Here is a 23059-nt window from a genome sequence, read left to right on the forward strand (position 1 = left end):
AAAAAAAAGCCCGCGAGGAGAGGCGGGCCAAGGGATTCACTGGAGTAGGTAGGCTTCACCCTATAGGTCGGAAAGTGAAGGCTTTGTGAAAATGCTGTCGTAAGTTTGCAGCAATTGCACTCATCAAGTGCGGCGGACGAAGGTGCGCATGGTTTGACCTGGGCCGGTAGTGAACACAATGGGCCGGGGCATACCTTCATCGGCGGCAATAAACACGAACTGATCTGCGTCAAGTTGGTAACTGGCGGGCAAATGCTTGCCGGCGTCATCCCCTATGGCGTCCACCCAGGTAATGCTTTTGGGGCGGGTCGTGCTGTCCAGGGAAAACCGGCCAGCCAGCAACACTTCGCCACTGACGGTTTTCACTTCGAAGCGCTCGCCGGTAATGGTGGTGATCGCGCCGGGGGCGCTATGGGCATCGACGGGGTTGAGTACACCACTGTCTTCGAGTGCGATTTGCTCCCATGTACCCTGCAGTGCTTGAACGTCCGGATCTGAAACAGTTGGCATACACATTGTCCTTGTGCGCGAGGAGGAGGCCTCATTGGCCATCACGTACGATACGCCATTGTGAACCATGCCCCTAGACGCACATTCAGCAAGACACCTTTTCACAATTCTTGATTAACTTTTGGTTACAAACTGTGGCTAAATAACTGCCAATGGCCGCGTGCCGGGTAATTGCCCGTTCGCTCAGGCCGACTGTGTGAATTGTGATTTCAGGTGCTGCTCATCCAATCCTCGGCCGTTGTGGGCACGCAGGAGCAGCCTGTTCTCTTCTGACATGTGACGAAATCCCTTGAAACTCATCATTGTTGCTCTCTACGTTGCCTCCATTGCGTATGTACACCTGCGCGGCCGGGTACGGCACAAGTTGGGCCGCCAGCTCAGCGATCATTCGACTTTTCTGGCGCCGATCAACTGTTTCCTTTACCTGTTCTCCAAGCTGCCCAGCCGGCCCTACCTGTCACCCAGCGATTTCCCCGACCTCAGCCCGCTGCAAGCGCATTGGGAGGAAATTCGCGCGGAAGGCCAAAACCTGTTGCGCGCCGGCCAGATCAAACGTTCGGACCAATACAACGACGTGGGTTTCAACTCGTTCTTCAAGTCGGGTTGGAAGCGTTTCTACTTGAAGTGGTACGGCGACAGTCATCCCTCGGCGATGAAATTGTGCCCGCGCACCACTGAGTTGGTGCAGAGCATCGGCTCGATCAAGGCGGCCATGTTTGCCGAGTTGCCACCGGGCTCCAAGTTGGTTCGCCACCGCGACCCCTATGCCGGCTCCTACCGTTACCATTTGGGCCTGGATACACCGAACGATCCCGGCTGCTACATCAATGTGGATGGCGAGAACTACTACTGGCGCGATGGCGAGCCGGTGATGTTCGACGAGACCTATATCCACTACGCCGAAAACACCACGCAGCAGAACCGCATCATCCTGTTCTGTGACATCGAACGGCCAATGAAGTATCGCTGGGCGAGCGCGTTCAATCGCTGGTTCAGCCGCACCGTGATGGCGGCCGCAGGCTCGCCGAACGACGCGGGCGACCAGACAGGTGGGCTTAATCGCGCGTTTACCCGGTTGTACAAGATCCGTTTGCGGGGCAAGGAGCTCAAAAAGCGTAACCGTGCACGTTACTACCTCGAAAAGTGGGCGATTTTCGCGGCGCTGGCCCTTGTTTTCGTGTTGATCTAACGCAAGACGGCTGACTTTATTTGGGTGGGCAGGCGCCCAGCTTGTCCCACATTGCCTTGCTGATCTTCTGCCGATGGGCGTAACCCGCCCAGGGATCTGCCTTCAGGTTCTGCAAGCGTTGTTGCAGATTGGCAACCGTCCACTGCTGGGCGCCCTGTAGCGTCTTCAATTCTTCCCGGCTGATAGGCACCGACACCGGCAAGCCCGGACGCGCACGCACCGAGTAAGCCGCCACGGTGCTTGCGCCCCGCGCATTGCGCAGGTAATCGACAAAGATCTTGCCCACGCGGTTCTTTGGCCCCGAGGTGGCGGTAAAACGCTCGGGCAGTTGGCCGGTCATGAAGTGGGCAATCGCCTTGGCAAAGGCCTTGACTGTGTCCCAGCCATCCCTGCGCGCTAGGGGCACCACCAAGTGCACGCCCTTGCCACCGCTGGTCTTGATGAACGCCTGCAGCCCCAGTTCATCCAGCACTGCAAGGGTCAGTTGCGCGGCCTCGACCATGGCTTTCCACGGCAGCGCCGGGTCGGGGTCCAGGTCGAGGACGAACTGATCCGGGGTTTCGATCTTGTCCCAGGTAGCGCCCCAGGTATGCAGCTCAATGCTGCCCATTTGCACGGCGCCGACTAGCGCAGCGGCACTGTCGATTTCCATCAGGCGCGCATGGCCCGGGTCGAGATCAGCTTTCAGTTGCTTGATCGGCGCCATGGCCAGGCGCTCTGCATGTTTTTGGAAAAACTGCTCGCCCTCGATGCCTTCCGGGGCTCTGAGCAGCGCCACCGGGCGTCGCTGTAGAAACGGCAGGATCCACCCGCTGATATCACTGTAAAACTGCGCCAGTTGCTGCTTTTGCGTGCCACTGAGCGGGTCGATGATCCGCTCGCCGTGGGTGATGTGAACATCGGCAGGCATGTCCTTGCCGGGTTTGAGGGAGTTGGCTGCTCGGGGGTGCTCGTGAATGATCTGCGCGATGGGCTTGTCGGTGCGCACACCGATAAACGCCGCCTGGCGCACCAAACCTTCTTGTGTCCACTGGGCAAATCGCACCTCGGCCACCAGCGCCGGTTTTACCCAATGCACCCCGCGGGCCTGGGCGCTGGTGAGCGGCTTGGCCAGCGGCGGGGTTTTACGCTCCAGCGCAGTCAGTTGCCGATAAAGGCTGTCGAGCGTTGATTGATCGAACCCCGTGCCGACACGCCCGCTGTACACCAACCCGGTGTCATCATTGACCGCCAGCAACAGCGCGCCGAAACCGCTGCGCGACCCTTGCGGGCGGGTGTAGCCGACAATCACGAACTCTTGGCGCAAATGGCATTTGAGCTTGACCCAGTCGGCACTTCGGCTGGACACATAAGGGCTGCCCTGACGCTTGCCGATGACCCCCTCCAGGTTCAGGTCGCAGGCGCTTTCGAAAATGTCGCGAGGGTTGGCGGTCAAGGCATGGGTAAAGCGCAGCATTTTGCTCTTGCTAGGGGCCAGCGCGGTTTCGAGCGCGCTGCGCCGCACCTCAATCGGTTCCTCACGCAGGTCCCGGCCATCCAGGAACGGCGCATCGAACAGGTAATAGACCAGGTCCAGGCTACGGCCGATTTCGAAGGCGTTCTGCAGCGCCTGAAAGTCCGGCAGGCCGTCACTGTTAAGGCTGACCACTTCGCCGTCCAGCCAGCTGTCCTTGAGTTTGAGCGCCTGCACCGCCTTGGCCTGGCGTGGGAGGCGGTCGGTCCAGTCGTGGCCATTGCGTGTGAACAGGCGCACCTCGCCATCGGCGATCCGTGTCAGCAGGCGGTAACCGTCCAGTTTGATTTCGTAGTGCCAGTCGCCCTGTGGCGGCCGCTCCACCAGGGTGGCCAGTTGCGGACTAAAGTGCGCAGGGAGCTTAGCGCTCACGGCCTTACGGGGCTGTGGCGCGGCCACCGACGCGTTGCTCAGCACGCTATCGGGCATTGCCTGGACGATATCGTAGTCGGCGCCAGGGCGTGCCTGCTCGTCCTGCTCCTTGATCAACAGCCACTGCTCCTTGTCGCCACTGCCCTTCAAACGGGTACGGACCAACGCCCAGTCGCCGGCGAGCTTTTCGCCGATCAGGCTGAATTTGAGTTTGCCGGCGGCGTAGGCCTTGTGCGGGTCGCCCTGAGGTTGCCAGACGCCGCGATCCCACACGATCACATCGCCCGCACCGTATTGCCCGGCCGGGATGTTGCCTTCGAAACTGCCGTAGCTCAGCGGATGATCTTCTACGTGCACGGCCAGACGCTTCTGGCTGGGGTCCAGGCTCGGGCCCTTGGGAACCGCCCAGCTTTTGAGCACGCCGTCGAGTTCCAGGCGAAAGTCATAGTGCAGGTGGCGCGCATGGTGTTTCTGGATCACGAAGGTCAAAGCCGAGGCCGGGCGTTTGGCGCCGGCCGCGACGCCCGACGGCTCGGCGGTGATATCGAAATCGCGCTTGCGGTTGTATTCACTCAGTGGCTTGGGCATGACTCAAGAGGCCTTGGTGGAACGCTTCGCTGCGGGCTTCTTGGCGGGCTTGCCGGCCAGGCTGCGCTTGAGCAGCTCCGTCAGGTCGATCACGTCGGCGGACTTGCGCTCTTCACTGCCTTTGACCGTCTCCACGTCCTCAATCTTGCCGGCCTTGGCCTTCTTGGCCACCAGCGCCATGATCTTGTCCTGGAAGCTGTCGCGGTAATCATCGGGTTGCCAGTCGGCGCTCATGTCGTCTACCAGGCGCTTGGCCATGTCCAATTCGCCCTTGGCCAGGGAGGGCTTGGTCACGTCGCTGCCCAGTTCCAATTCATCCAGGCTGCGCACTTCGGCAGGCCAGCGCAGCATCACCAGCACCAGGGCCGACTCCAGTGGCATCAACGCCGCCAGGTGCTGCTTGGTGTGCAGCACCACATTGGCCAAGGCTACCTTGCGGGTTTTCTTGAGGGTCTCCCGGAGCAACGCGTACACCTTGCCACCGCGTTTGTCCGGGGCCAGAAAGTAGGGGGTGTCGATGTTCTGCAGCGGGATCTGGTCGCTGGCGACAAACGCGATGATCTCTATGGTCTGGGTCGACTTAGGGTGAGCCGAGCGGATTTCCTCTTCGCTGAGCAGCACATAGCGCCCTTTTTTAAACGCCACACCCTTGACGATATTGTCTTTGCTGACTTCCTTGCCGGTGGCCTTGTTGATGCGCTTGTAGCCCACCCGGTCCATGCTGCGTTTGTCCAGCCAGTCAAAATCCACGCCTTGGGCGGACGTGGCCGAGACCAGTGACACCGGGATATGCACCAAGCCAAAGCTGATCGCGCCTTTCCAGATTGCCCGTGGCATAGCTGTTTTCCTTGAGAGGACTGAATATTCAGGTGACCGGCAGACGGCGAAGAAAGTTTCGACGGGCGGATACGCGGACAGATCGTGTTACACCTGATGAGAAACTATTTAGTTACCAAAGCCGAACCCAGGGCGTAGCGTGTTATCGAAAGCACGTACTACTCGCCCCAGAGAGGCATTGTCATGAAGAGTTGTGTGCGTCACGTTGCGGCGCTTGTGATGGGTTTGGCCCTGGTACCACTGGCTCACGCCCAAAACCTGCCGGGCCGCACGGATTCCAACAACAGCCCGATTCACCGGGCCAACCCCAACAGCATGCAGGGCACCCAGCCCAATGTGCCGACAGTGCGCGGTATCCAGACCGGCCCGACCCCGCGTGCGCCGACCCTGGAAAACGGCGGTATTGGCAATGGCTACCCCAAGCGTGATGCCGCCCCCAGCCGACCGACTCCTGAAACCAAAGCCCCCACCTATGATGCCAACGGCAATCGCCGGTAAGGACTCGTCTTATGTTGCTACGCAAAACTCTTCTGGCCGCTGTTTGTGCGGCCGCGCTATTACCTTTGACAAGCGTCTACGCGGCTGATGGCCAACAATTCCCCAGCGAACAAGGCAGCATCACCGTCACGCCGGTTGCCAAGGGCCTGGACCATCCGTGGGCGGTAGCTTTCCTGCCGGACCGGCAAGGTTTCCTGGTGACTGAACGTCCAGGCCACCTGCGCTTTGTCAGCCCGGACGGCACACTCTCCGCGCCGTTGACCGGCGTGCCCGAGGTGTGGGCCAAGGGGCAGGGCGGTTTGCTGGATGTGGTGCTGTCGCCCGACTTCAAGCAAGACCGCATGGTCTACCTCTCTTACGCCGAAGGCGGCGGCAAGGGGGGCACCGCCGGCACGGCGGTAGGTCGTGGGCGTTTATCGGCAGACCTGAAAAGCCTGAGCGACTTCAAAGTGATCCTGCGTCAGGAGCCCAAGCTGTCTACCGGAAACCACTTCGGTTCGCGCCTGGCCTTCGACCGTGACGGTTACCTGTTTGTCACCCTCGGAGAGAACAACGACCGGCCCACCGCCCAGGACCTGGACAAACTGCAGGGCAAGGTCGTGCGCATCTTCCCCGATGGTCGCGTGCCCGATGACAACCCCTTCGTGGGTCAGGAGGGGGTACGCCCCGAGATCTGGTCCTATGGCCAGCGCAACCCCCAAGGCCTGGCACTGAATCCGTGGAGCGGCACGATCTGGGAGAACGAGCATGGGCCCAAGGGCGGCGATGAGATCAACATCATCGAGCGTGGCAAGAACTACGGCTGGCCACTGGCGACCCACGGGATCAACTATTCCGGAGCGGCCATTCCCGAGGCCCAGGGCAAGACGGTAGACGGCGCGGTTGCGCCCCATCACGTCTGGGAAAAATCACCAGGCATCAGTGGCATGGCGTTCTACGATGCTGACCGCTTCAAGCCTTGGCAGCACAATGTCTTCATTGGTGCACTGGCCAGCCAGGAGCTGATTCGCCTGCAGTTCGACGGCGACAAGGTGGTGCATGAGGAACGCTTGCTGGGCGGCTTGAAAGCCCGGATTCGCGATGTGCGGCAGGGGCCGGATGGCTATCTGTATGTGCTGACGGATGAGGACAATGGCGTGCTGTACCGTGTGGGCCTGAACCAGGACTGATACTGGCCATGGGCCCTTGTGGGAGAGGGCTTGTCCCCGATGGCGGCCGACCTGCTGATGGTTAGGCCATCTGATCCACCGCTATCGTGGGCAGGCCCTCTCTCTTATTTCACCGTGTGAGGGCTACAGCCCCAGCTCAGACAGGCCCGGATGCTCATCCGGGCGCCGCCCCAGCGGCCAATGAAACTTACGCTCGCTGTCCTTGATCGGCAGGTCATTGATACAGGCAAACCGATTGGCCATCAGGCCGTTCTCGTCGAACTCCCAGTTCTCATTGCCGTAGGACCTGAACCAGTTGCCCGAGTCGTCGTGCCACTCATAGGCATACCGCACGGCAATGCGGTTATCGGTAAACGCCCACAGCTCCTTGATCAGCCGGTAGTCCAGCTCCTTGGCCCATTTGCGGGCAAGGAACGCCTGGGCTTCTTCACGGTTGGTGGCGAATTCGGTACGGTTGCGCCATTGGGTGTCCAGGGTATAGGCCAGGGAAACCCGGTGCGGGTCACGGGAGTTCCAGCCGTCTTCGGCCAGACGCACTTTTTGGATTGCCGATTCGCGGGTGAACGGCGGCAGCGGCGGACGGGACTCTTGGGTCGATGACATATCACGGCTCCTGAAGGCGATGCAGTGCAAAGGCCCCACAGTCTATCCCTGGCGACGAGACCTGAGCACCCCCATGGTGTAAGCTCGGGGCCTCTTCGGATTCGACCCATTGCGAGCCTTATGCCGTCGTTCTTCAAACGCTCCCTGTTGCCCAAACTGCGCGGTTTCCCCCTCACTCCAGACGCGATTGACGTGTTGTCCGGCGCCGATGCGTATCGCCGGCGCCTGCTGGAGATGATCCCCCAGGCCACACGGCGCATCTACATTGTCGCGCTGTACTTGCAGCAGGACGAAGCCGGGCAGGAAATCTACGATGCGTTGCACGCCGCCAACGCTGCGCGGCCGGAGTTGGAGATCGTGGTGATGGTCGACTGGCTGCGCGCCCAGCGCGGGCTGATCGGTGCAGGCAAGCAGCCGGGCAACAGCGCCTGGTACCAGGCCATGACCCAATCCCACGCCAGCGAAGTGCCGGTGTATGGTGTGCCGGTGCAAACCCGTGAGCTGTTTGGCGTGCTGCACCTCAAGGGTTTCATAATCGATGACACCGTGCTGTACAGCGGCGCGAGCCTGAACAATGTGTACCTGCACAAGTTCGACAAGTACCGGTTTGACCGCTACCACCTGATCCATAGCAAACCCCTTGCCGACTCAATGCAGCACCTGGTGGAACATGGCCTGGTCGCGTCCAAGGCCGTGCATCGCCTGGACCTGCCCAACCCACCCACCACCCGCAGCCTGCGTAACGACATCGGCGACCTGCGCAGCCGCCTCAAGCATGCGGCCTACGACACCACGGCAGGGCAACTGCCCAATGGCCACCTGTCCGTCAGCCCGTTGCTCGGCGTGGGCAAGAACAACCCGTTGAGCCGGGTGATTCTCGAACTGATCGCCAGCGCCCAACAGCAACTGACCATCTGCACGCCGTACTTCAACCTGCCGCTGCCGGTGACGCGGGAAATCAACCGTGCCCTGGCTCGCGGCGTGAAGATCGACATCATCGTCGGCGACAAAACCGCCAACGACTTCTACATCCCGCCCAGCGAGCCGTTCAAGGTCATCGCGGCGCTGCCGTACTTGTATGAAATCAGCCTGCGCCGTTTCGCCAAGCGCCATCAGCCGATGATCGACAGTGGCCAACTGAACCTGCACCTGTGGCGTGATGGCGACAACACCTACCACCTCAAGGGCATGTGGGTTGACCAGCGCTACACCTTGCTCACCGGTAACAACCTTAATCCACGGGCCTTCCGGCTCGACCTGGAAAACGCCCTGTTGATCGATGACCCCCAAGGCCAATGGTTGGAGCCACGGCGTAACGAGTTGGCGCAGATCTACCGGCACACCACGCGCATCGAAGGCTACTCGCAACTGCAAACCCTGGTGGACTACCCGGCAGCGGTCGGCAAGTTCCTGCGCCGGGTCAGCCGGGTACGAATCGAGCGGTTGCTGTACCGGATTCTCTAGCGCTGTACCTACCCGTCGATCCTTAGGCGCCGTCTTTAAGACGGCGCCTACAGCCTTATTGTTTGTCCTCCTCCTACATTGCCTTCCTGTCGCACAGGGAAGCGCGGCCTTTTTTCATATGGAATCAGCCTGCACGAGGACTCCCCCTTGCCGTCGATTTCGTCTTACCCCCGCCCCATCGTTGCGCCCGCTTTTGTGTCATCTCCCACCTTGGTGTCGCTTAAAGCAGACCCACCGACACGGACGCGGCGTTCTGCGTCTGTCGATGAGTCACCTGTGCCGGGTCCTGCATGGACGCTGCTTCAAAAACCAAGCGAGCCAGCCGCTTCGGCCCAAGGCGATGTGACCCTGGCTGAGCGCCTGGCCACGGCATCGAGCAACGGCCAGCACAGTGTGACCATCCCCAGGGTCAGTGCCCTGGGCGATGTGATAGACATTTATCAGCAACTGATCGGCATGCCGCAAACCCTTCTGTGGTTGGCCAGCACAGGGTTGGAAACCGATTCCCTGACACTGTACAGGGATCGCGTCGAAGGCTATGTCACCCGTGACGGTGTACGCACGGCAGTCAGCTTCAGCACGACCGATGGCAGTGGCTGGTGGGAGGCCTCAGTCAATTTGCGAGCAATCCGTGACCTGCTGGACCCGAATGACAAAGGTTTGCCTTACTTGCGTGAAGGGGAGCAGCGAATGCCTTTGCATGTGGTGTCCCATGCTTATGGCCTTGATGCGCATGACAGGGGGCGCACGGTCAAGGATGGACTGTCACTGCCTTTCACCAGGGCACTCAAGGACGTCCAGCGGGTGATCAGCGACCTTGATGAGCGAGCGTATCTTGCGACTTTGCTGGAGCAGCGCGTCCAGGGGCTGGCCGACGACGCTACGGTGGACTGGTCGGCGCAGCGAACCCGAGTGTCACCCGCATCGGCCGAGGGTATGGGTGTGCAAGCGCACTGCGATATCCAGCAGTTGTTGGAGCACAAGGGTTTGGGTTCACCACGCACAGTCGGGGCAACGCGCAATGTTATTCAATGGTTGCGTACCACGATGGCGCCGGCCTCAACGTGGGGCGATTACAGCGGGCTGGCTGCAACCGCGTCAGATCCCACGCACCTTCGCCCGCTGGACTCGCTCGCCAGGCAAACCCCCGATTCGCTGCGTCTGGATCCAGACACTGAACTTGCCCGCCTGCTCAAAAGTGCGGATGCGCCTGTATTCAGAGGGCAGATGGCCGATATTCAGATAAACACTCCGGGCAACATTGCCGGTTTCGATCTGTATCAACCGGCACACATGGGGCGAACGTTGAAGCAGGTGCGCAGCGACCTGGAGCGGCATCTTTGCGAAACAAAAAGCCTGGACCCCAAGGTTGCCGTGCTGGTCGCACACATCGGCCTGGCGCGGACAGCGCCTGAGTTTCTGGTTCGAGATGTACCCGATGCGGTGGCGCTCGGCACGCCTGCCTGGCTGGAATTGCGACTGGGTTGTGCAATAGCCGATGCCGTGGCGCCGGGTGCGTCCAGGGCCATGAACGAGGCGCAGATCAGCGCACTGACAACCCTTGCGCCCACCTCTGAGGAGCAGCGCACATTGTTGCAGGCCCGCGGCCTTGGAGGTTTGCTGGTTTGGGCGGTCCTCAACGGTGTCGTCCCTGCCAAGCCTGAAGGCCAGCACACACAGGCAGACTTCAAGCGGGCCTCGCAAATGTTTACCCGTCAACGCACCCTGGCGACGCGAGCGTTCAAGGCCGCCAGCACGCCATTGCCGACACGCCGGGTCTTGGCCGTACAGGCGTTGCTCAAGGTTTTTCCCCTGGTCAGCCAAAGCCAGCTGGAGGCGATGACGGTACACCTGACGGACGCCAACCAGCGTCGCAACCTGGTGGCATCGGAGCCGCGTACACGTTCGCTGATCGAGACCTACATGAGCGGCGATCTGGTTCCCGGAAAATGGGTGCTGAGCCAGGATTTACCCCTTCCGGCGGCGACGTCGTCTCGTACGCCCTTTCAATTTCAGAATACGGCGCAGGTCCCGAACGTTGCGCGCGAAAACCTCGACGTACGAATCCGGCGGTTACCGGCACTCGACAGCTTGCTGGAGAGTGCCGTCGGCACCCACCACCGAAAACTGCAGATGGCCTTTGTCACCAAACTCAAGCTGATGCTTGCCGGCCTGCCGCTTGCGGATCGCCAGCGCATTGAACTGGGTGCCATCGACTTATTCACCTTGCGCAAGAAAACCGGCAAGCAACAGGTGTGGGAAACCGACGGGGACCGCTCGGCAGTCACTGGACGCCAGGGCACTTTGATGCGGGTGCTGCATGCGCAGGCGGTGACGTACTACGAGATATTCAACAGCGGCAACATCGTCAGGCACAGTGATCCGGTCGTCATCAGTACCCTCGACCGGGTGGTAAGGGATCAAAGTCACCTGGGCCAGTACAAATTGCTAGGCGAAAAATTCATACGGGGTGGTCATGAGGTGCCGCTGGATTTTGACGCTTATGCAACGGGTAACCCTGCAAAAACGGGAGCCAAGTCCGGCGACGTCATCATTGATCGGCTCGGGCGCTATCTTGAGGCGGGCTCGCTACCGGAGAAACAGACGTTGGAGACCTTTGTTCCTGACAGCTATCAGTCTGACCGAGTGGAGTTCATTGCCTGCGAGATCGCCGAGAACAACTTCTACGAAAGCCTCGAGAGCATGTTCCAAAGGGCCAAGGGGCAACTGTCGGTCGAAAAGAGCCGCCAAGCGAATGCACGGGACATTAACTTGCTGATGTCGCTCGTGCCGTTTGTGGGGGCGTATCAGGACTTTGCCGCCGGTAATATCGGCAAGGGCCTGCAGAGTCTGGCACTGGACACGGCCGGGGTGGTGATGGGTGCCGGTGGGCAAGCGCGGGCGCTGATGCATTCAGTGAAAAAGCTGGTGCAGGGCAGTGTGGTTCCAGCCCTCAATGGGATTGGTGGGAAGGTGGCGCCGGGGGTTGCCAGGTTGGGACTGGCCGGGCCGAAGGTGCGGATCAGTGACGCTGCCTTTGACGTGACCAAACAGAGCGCGGCGTTTTTCAATGCGGTATTCAACCCGCTGGATGGTTATCCACGGTTGATGGGTGCCGCTTCCCGAGGCTTGGGCAAGATGCCTGCGTTGCTGGCCGGCAACGGTTCTGCTTTGGCCAAGGCTATGCCGCACCTGGCCAGAGCCGAGCAAAAAATGCGCGGCTATTTCCTGGTGGCCACAGGCATGGTTGATCCAGCAGCCCCGCCTGTTGCGCAAACGCCATGACGCCGGGAGCCGCTTGCACACAGTAGGCAAACGGCTCCGTAAGCATCAGTTCAAGCCCAGCTTGCCACGCAGGGTGGACAGGTCTTCAGCCAGGGTATTGACCGGCCCTACCAAGGCTTTACGGTCGTTTTCCTTCACCTTGTCATAGGTCTGGAAGCCGCCATCCTGGGTCTTGTACTTGGCCAGGACCTTGTCCACGGTGGCGAAGTTCTTGTCGACCTTGGCCAGGAAGGCCTTGTCTTGCTGCTCGATTTGGCCACGGAACAGGTCAACGATTTTCTTCGCGCCGTCGATATTGCCCTGGAAGTCATACAGGTCGGTATGGCTGTAGCGATCTTCTTCGCCGGAGATCTTGGTGGCGGCGACTTCTTCCAACAGTGCAGCAGCGCCACCTACCACCTTCTCAGGCGGGAAGGTCAGGCCATCGACACGGGTCTTGAGGTCGTTGACGTCGGCATTGAGCTTGGCGGTCAGGGCTTCCAGGCCTTTGGTGGTGTTTTGCGAGAACAGCGCGTACTCGATGCGGTGGAAGCCGGTGAAGTCTTCGGCGGTCACGCCTTTTTCATGGTCGTCTACGCGCGAGTCGATGGACGCATCGAGGTCGCTGAACAATTCGGCGATCGGCTCGATGGACTCATAGTGGACGCGGGTTGGTGCGTAGAGCTTCTTGGCGGTGGCCAGGTCGCCCTTGTTGATGGCGTCGGTGAAGGCTTGGGTCTGGGTGACCAGCTCGCCGATTTCTTCGGTGACGTAGATCTTGTAATCCGACACCGGGCCTACCAGGTCCAGCGGCGCGGTAGCGGCAAACGCTGCCAGCGGCGAAAGGGTCAGCAACAACGACAACGCGATAGACGACTTTTTCATGGGAAATTGCGCTCTGGTTTGTTTTAGGTGTTGGCAGTGGTGTGAGGGTGCGTTGCAGCGAGCAGCGTGCGCCCGATGAAATCCTCAGGCCCTGTGACCCCCGGCAGGGTGAAGAAATACCCGCCGCCGACGGGCTTGAGGTATTCCTCCAAGGGCTCGCCGTTGAGGCGGGTTTGCACGCTGATAAAGCCTTTCTCCAGGTCAGCCTGGTAGCAAATGAACAACAGCCCCATGTCCAGCTGACCGTTTTTATTGACGCCGTTGGAGTAGTTGAACGGCCGGCGCAGGATCAGGTTGGCCTGAGTCTGCGGGGTACGTGGGTTGGCCAGGCGGATATGGGCATCGAGCTTGGTCAACTTGCCTTGCGGGTCCTTGCTGTAGTCGGGAACCTGGGTTTCTCGTTGGCCATCCATGGGCGCGCCCGTGGTTTTGACGCGGCCGATGATGCTTTCCTGCTCTTGCAGTGGGGTGCGGTCCCAACGTTCGACGAAGTTGCGGATGATGCGCACCGCCTGGTAACTGCCATGGGCAGCCCAGGTGGGTTCGTCGCTGCCCGGTTGGACCCACACGATCTGGTTCATGGCGGTGTCATCGTTGGAATTCGGATTGGCCGAACCGTCACGGAAACCGAGGAAATTGCGCGCGCTTTGTGCAGGCTCGCCAGGTCTGCTCGGCGCCTGGGGCGGCACGCTGCCTTCCTGTTTCCAACGCACCAGCAGCAGGTCGGGCAGGTTTTTCACGATGTCGCGCAGGGCGTGGATATTGGTGTCTGGGGTGTTGGAGCTGAATTGCAGGCTCAGATCGCCGTGGCACTGCGCAGGCTCCAGCGCATCGTTGGGGAACCCCACCATACGGCTCAGGCGCTTGGGCTTGGCGTTGGCCAGGCCGAAACGTTCGTCGAACAAGGACTCACCGACCGAGACGGTGATGGTCAGGTTATCGGGTGTGACCACCGGGCCGAGAATGCCGGAATCGGTGGGCGGCAGTTTCGGGTCGACTTGGGGCACAGCGCCGCCAGTCATCAGGAACGCAATGCGCTCGTTCAGGGTGCGCAACAGCCGCTCCAGGTCTTCGCGGTCACTGGCCAGTACGTCAAAAGCCACCAGCATGCCGCAGGCTGGGCGTGGGGTAACGATGCCGCTCTGGTGCTGGCCGTGGAACGCGTGGTGATCCTGGGTTTTGTCACTGCGCGGTGCGGTGGTGACTTGCTCGGCGGCAGCAGCCATGGCCGGACAGGTCAATGCACTGCCGGCAATCGCGGCGCCGGTGGCCGCCATGCCCAGCAGGACACGGCGACGCTGAAGGTTAGTGTGTTCGGTTTCACTCATGTGTGCGGTCATCTTCACTGCAGGCCGGAAAGGCCAAGGGCTGGGTCGATTCCATCGAGTGCGGCGGCCAGGGCCTTGGCCTTGTCGGCGATCTGCTTGCGCTGATCGGCCGTAACGCTGTCGTAGCTTGCGTAGCCTTTTTCGACCTTGAAGCCTTGCATCTCGGTATCGAAGGCGGCGAGGGCGCTATCGACTTTTGGCAGCAGGTCGGCTGCGGATTTGCTCAGCAGCGGGCGCATCAGGTCGACCACCTTGTGGGCGGCTTGCAGGTTGGCGGCAAAACCGTTGAGGTCGAGGTGGCTGTAGCGCTCCTCTTCACCGCTGACGGCGCGCACATCCGCCAGGCTGTTGAGGTTGCGCACCACAATGCTCACCAGCTGTTCCGGCGGCAAGGACTGGGCCAGCAGCTGCTGTTTGAGGGTGGTGACGTCGGCTACAAGGCGCTGGGCAATCGGCGCCAGGCCGTCGAGGCTGCGCTGCTGGAACAGGCTGTATTCAAGGCGATGGAAACCGCCGAAGGCCGGGTCTTGCTCGCGCTTTTCAAAGTAGTCGGCGCGGGCGTTGATCGCGTTATCCAGCTCTGCCAGGCGTTGGGCCGCCGGTGCGAGGCGCTGGTAGGCCTCACGGGCCGGCACGTAAAGCGCCTGAGCCTGGGCGAGGTCACCCGCGTCGATGGCCTGCTGCAGGGCGGTAGTCGCCTTGACCAGTGCGCTGCCCTGGCTGCTCAAGTACACACGGAATTCAGACAACGGGCCGATAAACGCCACCATCGACGGTTTGGCCTTTGCCTGGGCGTCGGATTCGGCGGTAGGTGTGACATGCAAGGTGCCGCGCGGGTTGCTCAGCAAGCCGCAGGTGATCGCGTAGTCGCCGGGCAGCAGGTTGGCGTTGATCACCTGGCTCAGGCCGGGGGCGATGTTTTCCCGCTCTTCGACCACCAGCACACCGTCGAGAATTTCCCACTCCACCGCGCGGTCGGAGCGGTTGATGATACGAAAGCTCGCGCGCCCGGCAGGGACGCTGAGTGCATTCGGCTCGCAGGCATGGCCATGAATGGTCACGGCGATTTCATTGTGGTTGATCTGGCGCTTGCTCGCGGCCAGTTGCGAGGCGTAATAGAACAGGCCACCGGCGGCGATCATCACGACCACCGAGCCTGCTACGGCCCAGCGCAAGGCACGGGGTGGCGAAGCCGGTTGAGGAGTTGGGCTGGACAAGAGGCGGTCCTTACTGGGTGGAAACGGAAGAATGTTTGGCCAAGGGTTTGGCCGGTGCCGCCGGCAGGAAGAACATCACCAGCGCCACCACCAGGTAGATCAGATAGGCGCCCAAGGTGCTGACGGTCGGGGCTTCCTGATAACCGAACATACCGGCGAGCACCGAGCCCAGCGGACTGTCCATCGGCAGTGCGGCGCTGAAATCGAACAGGACGGTTTGCAGATGGTTCCACACACCCGCTTCGTGCAAGGCCTGCACCGAGTTGGCCAGGATGCCGGCGGCGACCACTAGGATAAACAGGCCGGTCCAGCGGAAGAACGCCCCGAGGTTCAGGCGCATGCTGCCGGTGTAAATCAGGAAGCCAACGATAATCGCGAGGATCAGGCCGAGCAGGGCACCTATCGGCGCACTGGGACCCTCACTCTGTTGGAACACTGCCAACAGGAAAAACACGGTTTCCAAACCTTCGCGTGCCACGGCGAAAAACACCATGAGGATCAACGCCGTGACCTGGTGCCTGGAACCGGCCAACGCGTGATCGAGGGATTCGTGCAGGGAATGTTTGATAGAGCGCGCCACTTTGCGCATCCAGAACACCATGGAACTGAGGATGCCCACGGCGACCAATCCGACGATGCCTTCGAAGAGTTCCTGTTGTTTCTGCGGGAATTCGGCGCTGACCAGTTCCAGGCCACCGCCTACCAGCAGGGCCAGCGCAGCGGCGAGAAACACCCCAATCCACACGGCGGGCATCCACTGGCCGCGGCCCGTCTGCTGCAGGTAACTGGCAATAATGCCAACGATCAGGGCGGCTTCAATGCCTTCGCGCAGCATGATCAGAAAAGGAACAAGCATTCGGCACCGCATCGCAACTAGATAGGAGGCTAAGTTGTAACATAATGATACTCATTACTAAACAAGCAATCTTGACGTTTGCTGAACACGGGCTGAACGGTGGTGGCAAAGCGCAAGCCACCTTATGATGCAGGCCCTTGTTTGCAGCGCTGGATGCACGCCCCCCCCATGTCGGAAAAAGACACCATCTCCATCCAGCTCGTGCGCGAAGCTTTGTTGCAGAGCTGCGCACCCGGTGCTGCCACGGTCGAGGTGCTGAGTAAAGCCGGCATTGACCCGCTGTTGTTGGAGCAGCCCGCTGCACGGGTGTCCGCTACGTCCTACGCGCGCTTTTGGCGATTGCTGGCGCGGCGCATGGATGATGAGTTCTTTGGCATGGACCCGCGCAAGCTCAAGTCCGGCAGCCTGGCGTTTCTTTGTCGGGTGGCGATGGCACAACCGAACTTGGGGGCGAGCCTGGAAACCGGCCTGGGTTTCCTGTCGCTGATGCTGGAGCGCATGCCCGCACAATTGATGCGCCAACAAAGCCTGGCTGAAATCGTGTTGCTGGAGCCTGAAGACCAACCCAAGCGGGCGTTTACCTGTTTCACCTACTGGATGATCGTCCACGGTGTGGCCTGTTGGCTGGCGGGGCGGCGAATTCCGATTCTCGCGGTTGAATTGCGTTGCCCACGACCGGACTTCTGCGACGACTATCAGGTGATGTTTTCCGACAACCTGCGCTTCGATCGGCCACGCACCCGCATGATCTTTTCCGCCGACTGCCTCGACCTGCCGGTAAAACGCAGCACCGAGGAACTCACGCGCTTCCTCGCCCACGCACCGGCCAATATCCTGGTCAAATACCGCGACCCCGACAGCCTCGCGATACGCATCAAGCACGACCTGCGCCAAGTGCCCCCCGACACCTGGCCGGAAACCGAAGGCCTTGCGACCAGCCTGTGTATCTCCGCTTCTACCCTGCGTCGCCGCCTGGCGGAAGAGGGGCAGACCTACCAGGGGCTCAAAGACACCGTGCGCAAGGAGCTTGCCATCGTATGGCTGGCTGAACCCCAGATCAGTTTTGCCGAGATTGCTGCGCGGCTGGGGTTTGCGGATACCAGCTCGTTCTATAAAGCGTTTCGCAAGTGGGCGGGGTCGAATCCAGGGCATTATCGGAGTTTGATTTTGAATGAGGTTGGGCGTGATCAGTGAGTGGTGGGCGGGAGTAAGATAGAGCTTACAAGTTCCTGGGTTTTGGTATGACAGAGCGATCCTTCGTGATTTTAGGAAGTGCGTTACTTGTGGTTGTTCTCTATTCACACAACAATAAGAGCTCATGAATTCGGCGGCTTGCCGAGTTTTAACGTCGCTGCGAAGTGCGCTGGTGGATGTCTAGAGATTCAGGCGTGTTCGTGTGCGAGTGATTAACAGCAATGTTGAGGTGAAATTATGAGGCTTTTTTTTGTAATTCCAATGTTGGTGTTGTTCTTGGCTTCCGCTCCAGTGTCTGCGGCGTGTTTATATTTAACCCACAGCTATGTAGGCATTCTGCAGCCGAAGACGGCAGAAGCGGTGTATGGGCCCTTCTCAATGACAGGAGCTAATGGATGCATTGGTGCGACCATTGATGCGAAGCTGAATCCGACAGGGACGGGAAAAGGAATTCAAATGGTTATTGAGCGTCTGGTAGGTTCCAATTGGTTGGGTGTGACGGAAACCTACGGGAACTGGGCGCTTTATTCCGGGCCGCATGGTACTTATCGCGTGGTACTCAAAAATACCTCTGAGGTAATAAGTACTTATTTTGGCACCGTTCAGTATGGTCGCTGAATAGTGATGATGAGCAGTGCGCCATAAGAGTATGGCGTACTGCTAACGCATAATTCAGGCGCGCTCATCAATTGCCAAGTCTGCTCGCGTTGAGTTGGAGAAATATGACAGTGCGCTAATGGCATGGTTGGCCGCAACCAGAGCTTGCTGCCACTCCAAGGTCCCTTTGTTGACATCGCGAGGATTACTTTCTAGGAAATCACGGTATTCTTCATAGCGTTCGTTGAATAATGCGAGCGCGTTAAATTTAACATCCTGTAACGTAGGCTTGCTGTTTTCATCGGTGGCCAATAGCGCGTTAGAAAATACCCAGAACGTTTCGTCGTCAATAAGCCCGGTTCTGTTAAGTGCCAAACCTATCTCCCGCAAATCCTTCGAGCTTATGGACGTCATGTCGTGGCCCCTTACCAAGTTTTTAACTTCCTCGATTTGCTCCCGCTCAGTCAGTTTCAGCTTGTCGGCCGCCATTTGTTTGTCGGTCGAGGTAAACGCATTGGTAACCTGGTCCGGGTTTTTGATCACAAAGGGGTTGGTCGCTTTTGTGTGTCGAAGTTGCTCTACCGTCAGCATTACGTAAGTCATCTTGAAACCTCCAATGATTTAGGGTTGTCTCCATGTTTCGGCAGAAAAATGTGCGGCTTTAGTCGTTTGAATAGTGCGGGGGCGCACAAAGCTTAATAGTGTTTAAGGCGTGTCGCGCTTTAGATGCAGGTGTCATCACGGGATAGGAGTTTTCCTATAAGTTCGCTTGAATAAACCTACAGATCATTCTTACGTATGTTTGGGAAATGCCTTACGCTTTCGGGTTGGGTATTCGATGCTAGCAACTAGCTGTCCTTTCCACCAGGTATTACCCATACCGCAAAGGCCCAGCCCAAGAGCTACAACCCGCTCGGACTTCTCTTATTTCAACAGCAACCTTGTGGCTCCAGGGTGTTTGATATTTGCTCCCGAGAGGACATCGTATTGTTATCACTGCCCACCTCAACATTGTCCCGGTCAATCAATCCAAATCTCCACGCTGGCGATCCTGCGGGCAGCTCCGGCGGCCGGAGAGAGGCGTTGGCCTATCGCAAGGAATCAGAGGCTCACAGCAAGGGCCGCGAAGCACCGCGCACCTTCGCAAGGATGGCGCGAGACAACCTTGAAAGACGTCTGGATCTGTACGCACCGATCTTGCATCCCGGCGCGTTTATAGAGGCGCAGATCAAGGTCGGTATTCTTGAGTATGAAGCGAAATCCGGCATCTCGACGGGGCTCACGCCAGACAGCCTGGTTGGGGTCGACTACGCGCCGCTGGTGCCGGCTAACCCTAATTTGCGTCACGAGGCACCGGTCAAAAAAACGCGTCATTTCACCCTTAACGAAATCGTGACGGGTAGTTATCAGCATGAGGTGCGTTCCTGGCGACGTGCTTTTGGCGACCGTTACCGGGTGGTCGGGCATCAACACCAAGCGTTGATCGATCACTTGACCCGCAAGAATCTGGAAACCCAGATGACCACTGCGCTGGACGCCTATCGCGCAGATCCAGCGAAAAAAACGGGCCTGCAATCACTCTACAAAAGCGAAGTGATGCAACGCTGCCTCGGCTATCTGAACCATGCCAACCCCAAGTCCGAAGCCTACGTTGCGGTTGCCGATTTCCTGGCGGGCAAGCTGCAGGCACGGGAGGTGAAATTTCACGGCGAAACCTTGAATGGTGTCTTCCTTATTCCGGTGAAGGCGGGGGGGATCTTGTTTAGCGTGGACGACGCTGCACATTTTGACATTGGCACAACAACCAATCATTACCTCAAATTCGGCCACCCCTTGAGCGAGCAAGTGCCGGTGTATCCCACGTCCGATGCTTTCAAACAGTGGGTATTGTCCAAGTTGCCGGTGTATGAGCAGTACCGGCACAAGGGTAAGGAAGATGCCTACGCGTTGAAGAAGCGGTCACGCTCCAGCATGCCGTGGCTGGGTGTGGGGCCGACGCAGGGCCAGGTGTATGCCAACCCTTTTACCTTCCGTGCAACACCCAGTGTTGACGCACTGACCCGGGGTTTTTACGAGAGCTTGATGCAGCGCTTGAAGTCGGACATCGACACCTTGGTGTTTACCGAGGGCGAGCAATCGGACCTGAATGCCTTGGACATCGCCAAGACCCTGCTGACGATATACTCGACCGCAGGGGCATTCGCCTCGCCCGGTACGGGGTCGAAACTGTTCATGTTGATGACCAGCCTTATGACTTCCGGCGCGTATGTAGCCGCGAGCGCCGGACAGGCGGCAATCAGCGATCGCCCCGATCAGGCGGATGAATACCTCAAGGAAGCTATCGTCTCTGCGGCGTTGGCTGGCGCGTTCATGGCTGCTCCGCTTGCCGGGCCATTTGCCAACGGTATCCGGTATCCGTTCAAGAGCATTCCCCAAGCGTTGGGTTACTACCGGTTTGTCACCGAGCAGGCACAGAAGAAAACACCACGGATAATCCGTCAGTTGCTCAAGCATCTGAACAAGCCCCGAGTGGCCGCAGGCTCTGCAACGGTCACTGCAAATGGCCTGCGAAAGGGCGCCAAGCAGATGCGCAGGGCGTCACTCGCCGCGCCCTCACAAACACCGCCGATCCCCCGCCCAGCGCTTTCCAACACCGAGGTGAGTCGTAAGGCCATTGAGCGTGCGTTACCACTGGCGCGAGCCAGACTCGATGCGGCCATACGCACCGCGGCTGACCCAAACCATATCGACGACACAAAACGAATTGCCCGACTGTTTTATGGCTCAGATACGCCCGAAACGCTAACGGCACTGCAACGCAAGCAACAATTGATGAAGGCCGATTTGAGCCAACTCAAATTGGCTAACATCGACTTTCTGCATGACCAAGGCTTGGGTTGGTCTGCACAGTTGCAGCCGTCCAGCTATGCCGAATACAAAGCCGGTGCGGTCAAAGAGAAATACATTGAAGTCAACGTGGACGGCGCGTTGCAATACTACCGTGACATGGGCAACAGCGATGAGACCCTGGCCAATACCCTGATTCACGAAATGAGCCACGGCATGCCAGCGGATGAAGACTTTGTGTATGCCGCCAAATTGCGCGGTGCCAGGGAAGACATTGTGGACTTGTTGAACCTGGGCAAATCCACCGACCCCAAGGACTTCCGGTACCTGAGCGCCGACGCCACAGATGGCACGGTCAGTTTGTTTGCCCGAGAGCCGCAAAAGCACAACGCCGACTCGACGTTATTTGTTGCTGCATTACTCGATCAGGCCAAGAACAATCGCGCTCTGTTTGAGGCCAACATGCAGGCAATCAGCGATGCAGACGCAAAGGCCGAGGGCGGACTTATCAAGGAAACCGTGGCGGTGCGTATTATTGAAAAAACCTCAGGTCCTCAACATGGCGCACCTGCCTTTCTCGTGGCACGGGATGATCAAACCGGACATATTGTTGGCGTTTTTGGAAAAGTTTCTCCGGCAGGAACGGCAACCCGGACATTGGTCAATTCCGTGCGTGAAGTATTCAAGTGGAGCTGAATATTGTCAGCCGGGAACTCCCCGATATGGGACGGGACTAGGAGGTTTCTTACTTGTTCCTAATGTTGGGTATGACAGTGCATTCCTTCGTGTTTTTAGGAAGTGCAGGGCTTGAGCTGGATGTCTTTTTGCGGACAATTAAGAGTGTCCGTTAATCCTGTGTATGGCTGGATTGCGGCGAATCATATGGAAGCTAACGACTAATGTTGAGGTGAGGTTATGAAACGTCTTATCGCAATTCCAGTATTGTTGTTGATGTTTGCTTCGGCTCAGATGTATGCGGCGTGTTTGTATATAACTGATAGCTATGGTGGGGTGCTTCAGGCAAGTTCCAGTGAACAGGCTTATGGCCCGTTTTCAATGACAGCCGCTAATGGGTGTATTGGCGCAACGATTGACATCACGTTATCAATTAGCGGGGGTGGAAAGGGTGCGCTTATGAGCATTCAGCGCTTGATCGGGTCCTCTTGGCAGCAAGTAGGCGGGAACTACGGGACACGCGCATCATTTTCAGGCCCCCACGGCACCTATAGATTAGTGTTGGTCAACCCTGACGACTTCGCGAAGCCTTACTCGGGGACAGTTAATTACGGGCGTTGAACTGAAGTGAACGGGCAGTGCGCTAATTGGGCGTTAGCGCACTGTGCAGTGAGATGAACCTTCAAGCCTTCTCATGAATGGATAAATCGCTGCGCACTGAGTTCGCAAAGTACGATAACGCACCCACAGCGTGATTTGCCGCGATCATTCCTTGTCGCCATTCAAGATTTTCCTTGGTTGCATTTTCAGGATGTTTTTTTAAAAAATCATTGTAGTCTTGCAGGCGTTCGCTGAATAAGGCAATTGCATTAAATTCAACGTGTGTTGCCGTCTGTTTGCCTTTCTCGTCAAACGCTAGATTGCCCTCTATAAACATTCGGTAGGCGTGAATATTGATAATGTCATTCTCGTAAAGTGCGCGTCCGATTTTTTTTAGATCTTGAGTGTTGATGGATGTCATGTCGAAGTTCTTCACGTAATTCTTCAATTCCGCGATTTGTTCCTGATCTCTGAGTTTCAGTGTTTCAGCAGCCATATAATCGTCGTTTATCGTAAAGCCATTAGTCACCTGATTCGGATTTTTTATCACATACGCCTGGGTTGCTTTGGTGAGCGGTGCTTCGTTCAATACCAACGCCATGATGACACCCTCCGGTTGTCGAAAGTCACATGTACATCGTCGACAAAAAGCAGATTAACTTTAACTGTCGTCAACGCCATTTATGCTCGAACTTAACCGCTTTGACCCTGGCCTGAATGCTGCGTATTAGTTGCATCGCAAGGGACTAGGAAAATACCTACACTGCATGACTATTTTACCCACAGATATATCCTATTGTTTTTTAGGATATGCCCTACGAATTGCATTAAATGCCACATCAAAAAAAAGCCC

At 58.5% G+C, this 23059-nt stretch carries 19 protein-coding genes; 9 read left to right on the top strand and 10 right to left on the bottom strand.

The window, feature by feature from the left end; translation table 11 throughout:
- Positions 1–123: 123 nt before the first annotated feature.
- The gene (locus DYL59_RS18575) at positions 124–510 is read right to left on the bottom strand and encodes a TIGR03067 domain-containing protein (protein WP_135290476.1); all 387 of its coding nucleotides are present in this window, start codon (positions 508–510) and stop codon (positions 124–126) included.
- 289 nt (positions 511–799) lie between these two features.
- Here DYL59_RS18575 and lpxO point away from each other — a divergent pair, with 289 nt between their 5' ends.
- Positions 800–1699 carry a lipid A hydroxylase LpxO gene (lpxO, locus tag DYL59_RS18580; RefSeq protein ID WP_135290477.1) on the top strand — a complete coding sequence of 300 codons (900 nt, stop codon included), beginning with the start codon at positions 800–802 and terminating at the stop codon, positions 1697–1699.
- Positions 1700–1715: 16 nt separating this feature from the next.
- Here the strand turns inward: lpxO and ligD are convergent, their stop codons facing one another.
- Both ligD and ku read right to left on the bottom strand, forming a co-directional pair.
- The gene (gene ligD, locus DYL59_RS18585; RefSeq protein ID WP_135290478.1) at positions 1716–4172 is read right to left on the bottom strand and encodes a DNA ligase D; all 2457 of its coding nucleotides are present in this window, start codon (positions 4170–4172) and stop codon (positions 1716–1718) included.
- 3 nt (positions 4173–4175) lie between these two features.
- Complete coding sequence (ku, locus tag DYL59_RS18590; protein ID WP_135290479.1) at positions 4176–5009, bottom strand: non-homologous end joining protein Ku; 834 nt, start codon at positions 5007–5009, stop codon at positions 4176–4178.
- Between the two features lie 183 nt (positions 5010–5192).
- On the opposite strand from ku, the gene DYL59_RS18595 reads away from it, so the two are divergent.
- Together DYL59_RS18595 and DYL59_RS18600 are read left to right on the top strand one after the other, a co-directional pair.
- Positions 5193–5507 carry a hypothetical protein gene (locus DYL59_RS18595; protein ID WP_135290480.1) on the top strand — a complete coding sequence of 105 codons (315 nt, stop codon included), beginning with the start codon at positions 5193–5195 and terminating at the stop codon, positions 5505–5507.
- Positions 5508–5518: 11 nt separating this feature from the next.
- Positions 5519–6676, top strand: a complete 1158-nt coding sequence (locus DYL59_RS18600; RefSeq protein WP_135290481.1) for a PQQ-dependent sugar dehydrogenase — start codon at positions 5519–5521, stop codon at positions 6674–6676.
- Positions 6677–6799: 123 nt separating this feature from the next.
- Here DYL59_RS18600 and DYL59_RS18605 read toward each other — a convergent pair whose 3' ends face one another.
- Positions 6800–7279, bottom strand: a complete 480-nt coding sequence (locus DYL59_RS18605; protein WP_135290482.1) for a nuclear transport factor 2 family protein — start codon at positions 7277–7279, stop codon at positions 6800–6802.
- Positions 7280–7399: 120 nt separating this feature from the next.
- On the opposite strand from DYL59_RS18605, the gene pssA reads away from it, so the two are divergent.
- Both pssA and DYL59_RS18615 read left to right on the top strand, forming a co-directional pair.
- The gene (pssA, locus tag DYL59_RS18610) at positions 7400–8743 is read left to right on the top strand and encodes a CDP-diacylglycerol--serine O-phosphatidyltransferase (protein WP_135290483.1); all 1344 of its coding nucleotides are present in this window, start codon (positions 7400–7402) and stop codon (positions 8741–8743) included.
- Between the two features lie 276 nt (positions 8744–9019).
- Positions 9020–12028: a hypothetical protein gene (locus DYL59_RS18615; protein ID WP_135290484.1), complete on the top strand. Its 3009-nt coding sequence runs from the start codon at positions 9020–9022 to the stop codon at positions 12026–12028.
- Positions 12029–12073: 45 nt separating this feature from the next.
- On the opposite strand, the gene efeO (DYL59_RS18620) is transcribed toward DYL59_RS18615, so the two are convergent.
- The 4 genes from efeO (DYL59_RS18620) to efeU are packed head-to-tail and all read right to left on the bottom strand — an operon-like array spanning position 12074 to position 16293.
- Positions 12074–12892, bottom strand: a complete 819-nt coding sequence (gene efeO / locus DYL59_RS18620) for an iron uptake system protein EfeO (protein WP_135290485.1) — start codon at positions 12890–12892, stop codon at positions 12074–12076.
- A gap of 23 nt (positions 12893–12915) precedes the next feature.
- Entirely contained in the window at positions 12916–14220 is a 1305-nt protein-coding gene (efeB, locus tag DYL59_RS18625; protein ID WP_135290486.1) for an iron uptake transporter deferrochelatase/peroxidase subunit, read from the bottom strand.
- Between the two features lie 14 nt (positions 14221–14234).
- Positions 14235–15437 carry an iron uptake system protein EfeO gene (gene efeO, locus DYL59_RS18630; RefSeq protein ID WP_135290487.1) on the bottom strand — a complete coding sequence of 401 codons (1203 nt, stop codon included), beginning with the start codon at positions 15435–15437 and terminating at the stop codon, positions 14235–14237.
- A gap of 10 nt (positions 15438–15447) precedes the next feature.
- The gene (gene efeU / locus DYL59_RS18635) at positions 15448–16293 is read right to left on the bottom strand and encodes an iron uptake transporter permease EfeU (protein WP_135290488.1); all 846 of its coding nucleotides are present in this window, start codon (positions 16291–16293) and stop codon (positions 15448–15450) included.
- A gap of 168 nt (positions 16294–16461) precedes the next feature.
- Here efeU and DYL59_RS18640 point away from each other — a divergent pair, with 168 nt between their 5' ends.
- Both DYL59_RS18640 and DYL59_RS18645 read left to right on the top strand, forming a co-directional pair.
- On the top strand, positions 16462–17487 hold the full coding sequence (locus tag DYL59_RS18640) for an AraC family transcriptional regulator (RefSeq protein ID WP_135290543.1): 1026 nt from the start codon (positions 16462–16464) through the stop codon (positions 17485–17487).
- 237 nt (positions 17488–17724) lie between these two features.
- The gene (locus DYL59_RS18645) at positions 17725–18105 is read left to right on the top strand and encodes a hypothetical protein (RefSeq protein WP_135290489.1); all 381 of its coding nucleotides are present in this window, start codon (positions 17725–17727) and stop codon (positions 18103–18105) included.
- Between the two features lie 54 nt (positions 18106–18159).
- Here DYL59_RS18645 and DYL59_RS18650 read toward each other — a convergent pair whose 3' ends face one another.
- Entirely contained in the window at positions 18160–18687 is a 528-nt protein-coding gene (locus DYL59_RS18650) for a hypothetical protein (protein WP_135290490.1), read from the bottom strand.
- A 480-nt stretch (positions 18688–19167) separates the two neighbouring features.
- Between DYL59_RS18650 and DYL59_RS18655 the strand changes: the two genes are divergently transcribed.
- Both DYL59_RS18655 and DYL59_RS18660 read left to right on the top strand, forming a co-directional pair.
- A complete protein-coding gene (locus DYL59_RS18655) occupies positions 19168–21627 on the top strand; it encodes a hypothetical protein (protein WP_135290491.1) in 2460 nt (819 codons plus the stop codon).
- A 219-nt stretch (positions 21628–21846) separates the two neighbouring features.
- Positions 21847–22227: a hypothetical protein gene (locus tag DYL59_RS18660; protein WP_135290492.1), complete on the top strand. Its 381-nt coding sequence runs from the start codon at positions 21847–21849 to the stop codon at positions 22225–22227.
- A 61-nt stretch (positions 22228–22288) separates the two neighbouring features.
- Here the strand turns inward: DYL59_RS18660 and DYL59_RS18665 are convergent, their stop codons facing one another.
- Complete coding sequence (locus tag DYL59_RS18665; protein WP_135290493.1) at positions 22289–22807, bottom strand: hypothetical protein; 519 nt, start codon at positions 22805–22807, stop codon at positions 22289–22291.
- Positions 22808–23059: the final 252 nt, after the last annotated feature.

The organism is Pseudomonas kairouanensis (assembly GCF_004682055.1).
Classification (GTDB): Bacteria; Pseudomonadota; Gammaproteobacteria; order Pseudomonadales; family Pseudomonadaceae; genus Aquipseudomonas; species Aquipseudomonas kairouanensis.

Coding starts and splice junctions, on each gene's coding strand:
- DYL59_RS18575 (WP_135290476.1), bottom strand. CDS start 510: ATGCCAACTGTTTCAGATCCGGACGTTCAAGCACTGCAGGGTACATGG.
- ligD (WP_135290478.1), bottom strand. CDS start 4,172: ATGCCCAAGCCACTGAGTGAATACAACCGCAAGCGCGATTTCGATATC.
- ku (WP_135290479.1), bottom strand. CDS start 5,009: ATGCCACGGGCAATCTGGAAAGGCGCGATCAGCTTTGGCTTGGTGCAT.
- DYL59_RS18595 (WP_135290480.1), top strand. CDS start 5,193: ATGAAGAGTTGTGTGCGTCACGTTGCGGCGCTTGTGATGGGTTTGGCC.
- DYL59_RS18600 (WP_135290481.1), top strand. CDS start 5,519: ATGTTGCTACGCAAAACTCTTCTGGCCGCTGTTTGTGCGGCCGCGCTA.
- DYL59_RS18605 (WP_135290482.1), bottom strand. CDS start 7,279: ATGTCATCGACCCAAGAGTCCCGTCCGCCGCTGCCGCCGTTCACCCGC.
- pssA (WP_135290483.1), top strand. CDS start 7,400: ATGCCGTCGTTCTTCAAACGCTCCCTGTTGCCCAAACTGCGCGGTTTC.
- efeO (WP_135290485.1), bottom strand. CDS start 12,892: ATGAAAAAGTCGTCTATCGCGTTGTCGTTGTTGCTGACCCTTTCGCCG.
- efeB (WP_135290486.1), bottom strand. CDS start 14,220: ATGAGTGAAACCGAACACACTAACCTTCAGCGTCGCCGTGTCCTGCTG.
- efeU (WP_135290488.1), bottom strand. CDS start 16,293: ATGCTTGTTCCTTTTCTGATCATGCTGCGCGAAGGCATTGAAGCCGCC.
- DYL59_RS18640 (WP_135290543.1), top strand. CDS start 16,462: ATGTCGGAAAAAGACACCATCTCCATCCAGCTCGTGCGCGAAGCTTTG.
- DYL59_RS18645 (WP_135290489.1), top strand. CDS start 17,725: ATGAGGCTTTTTTTTGTAATTCCAATGTTGGTGTTGTTCTTGGCTTCC.
- DYL59_RS18650 (WP_135290490.1), bottom strand. CDS start 18,687: ATGACTTACGTAATGCTGACGGTAGAGCAACTTCGACACACAAAAGCG.
- DYL59_RS18660 (WP_135290492.1), top strand. CDS start 21,847: ATGAAACGTCTTATCGCAATTCCAGTATTGTTGTTGATGTTTGCTTCG.
- DYL59_RS18665 (WP_135290493.1), bottom strand. CDS start 22,807: ATGGCGTTGGTATTGAACGAAGCACCGCTCACCAAAGCAACCCAGGCG.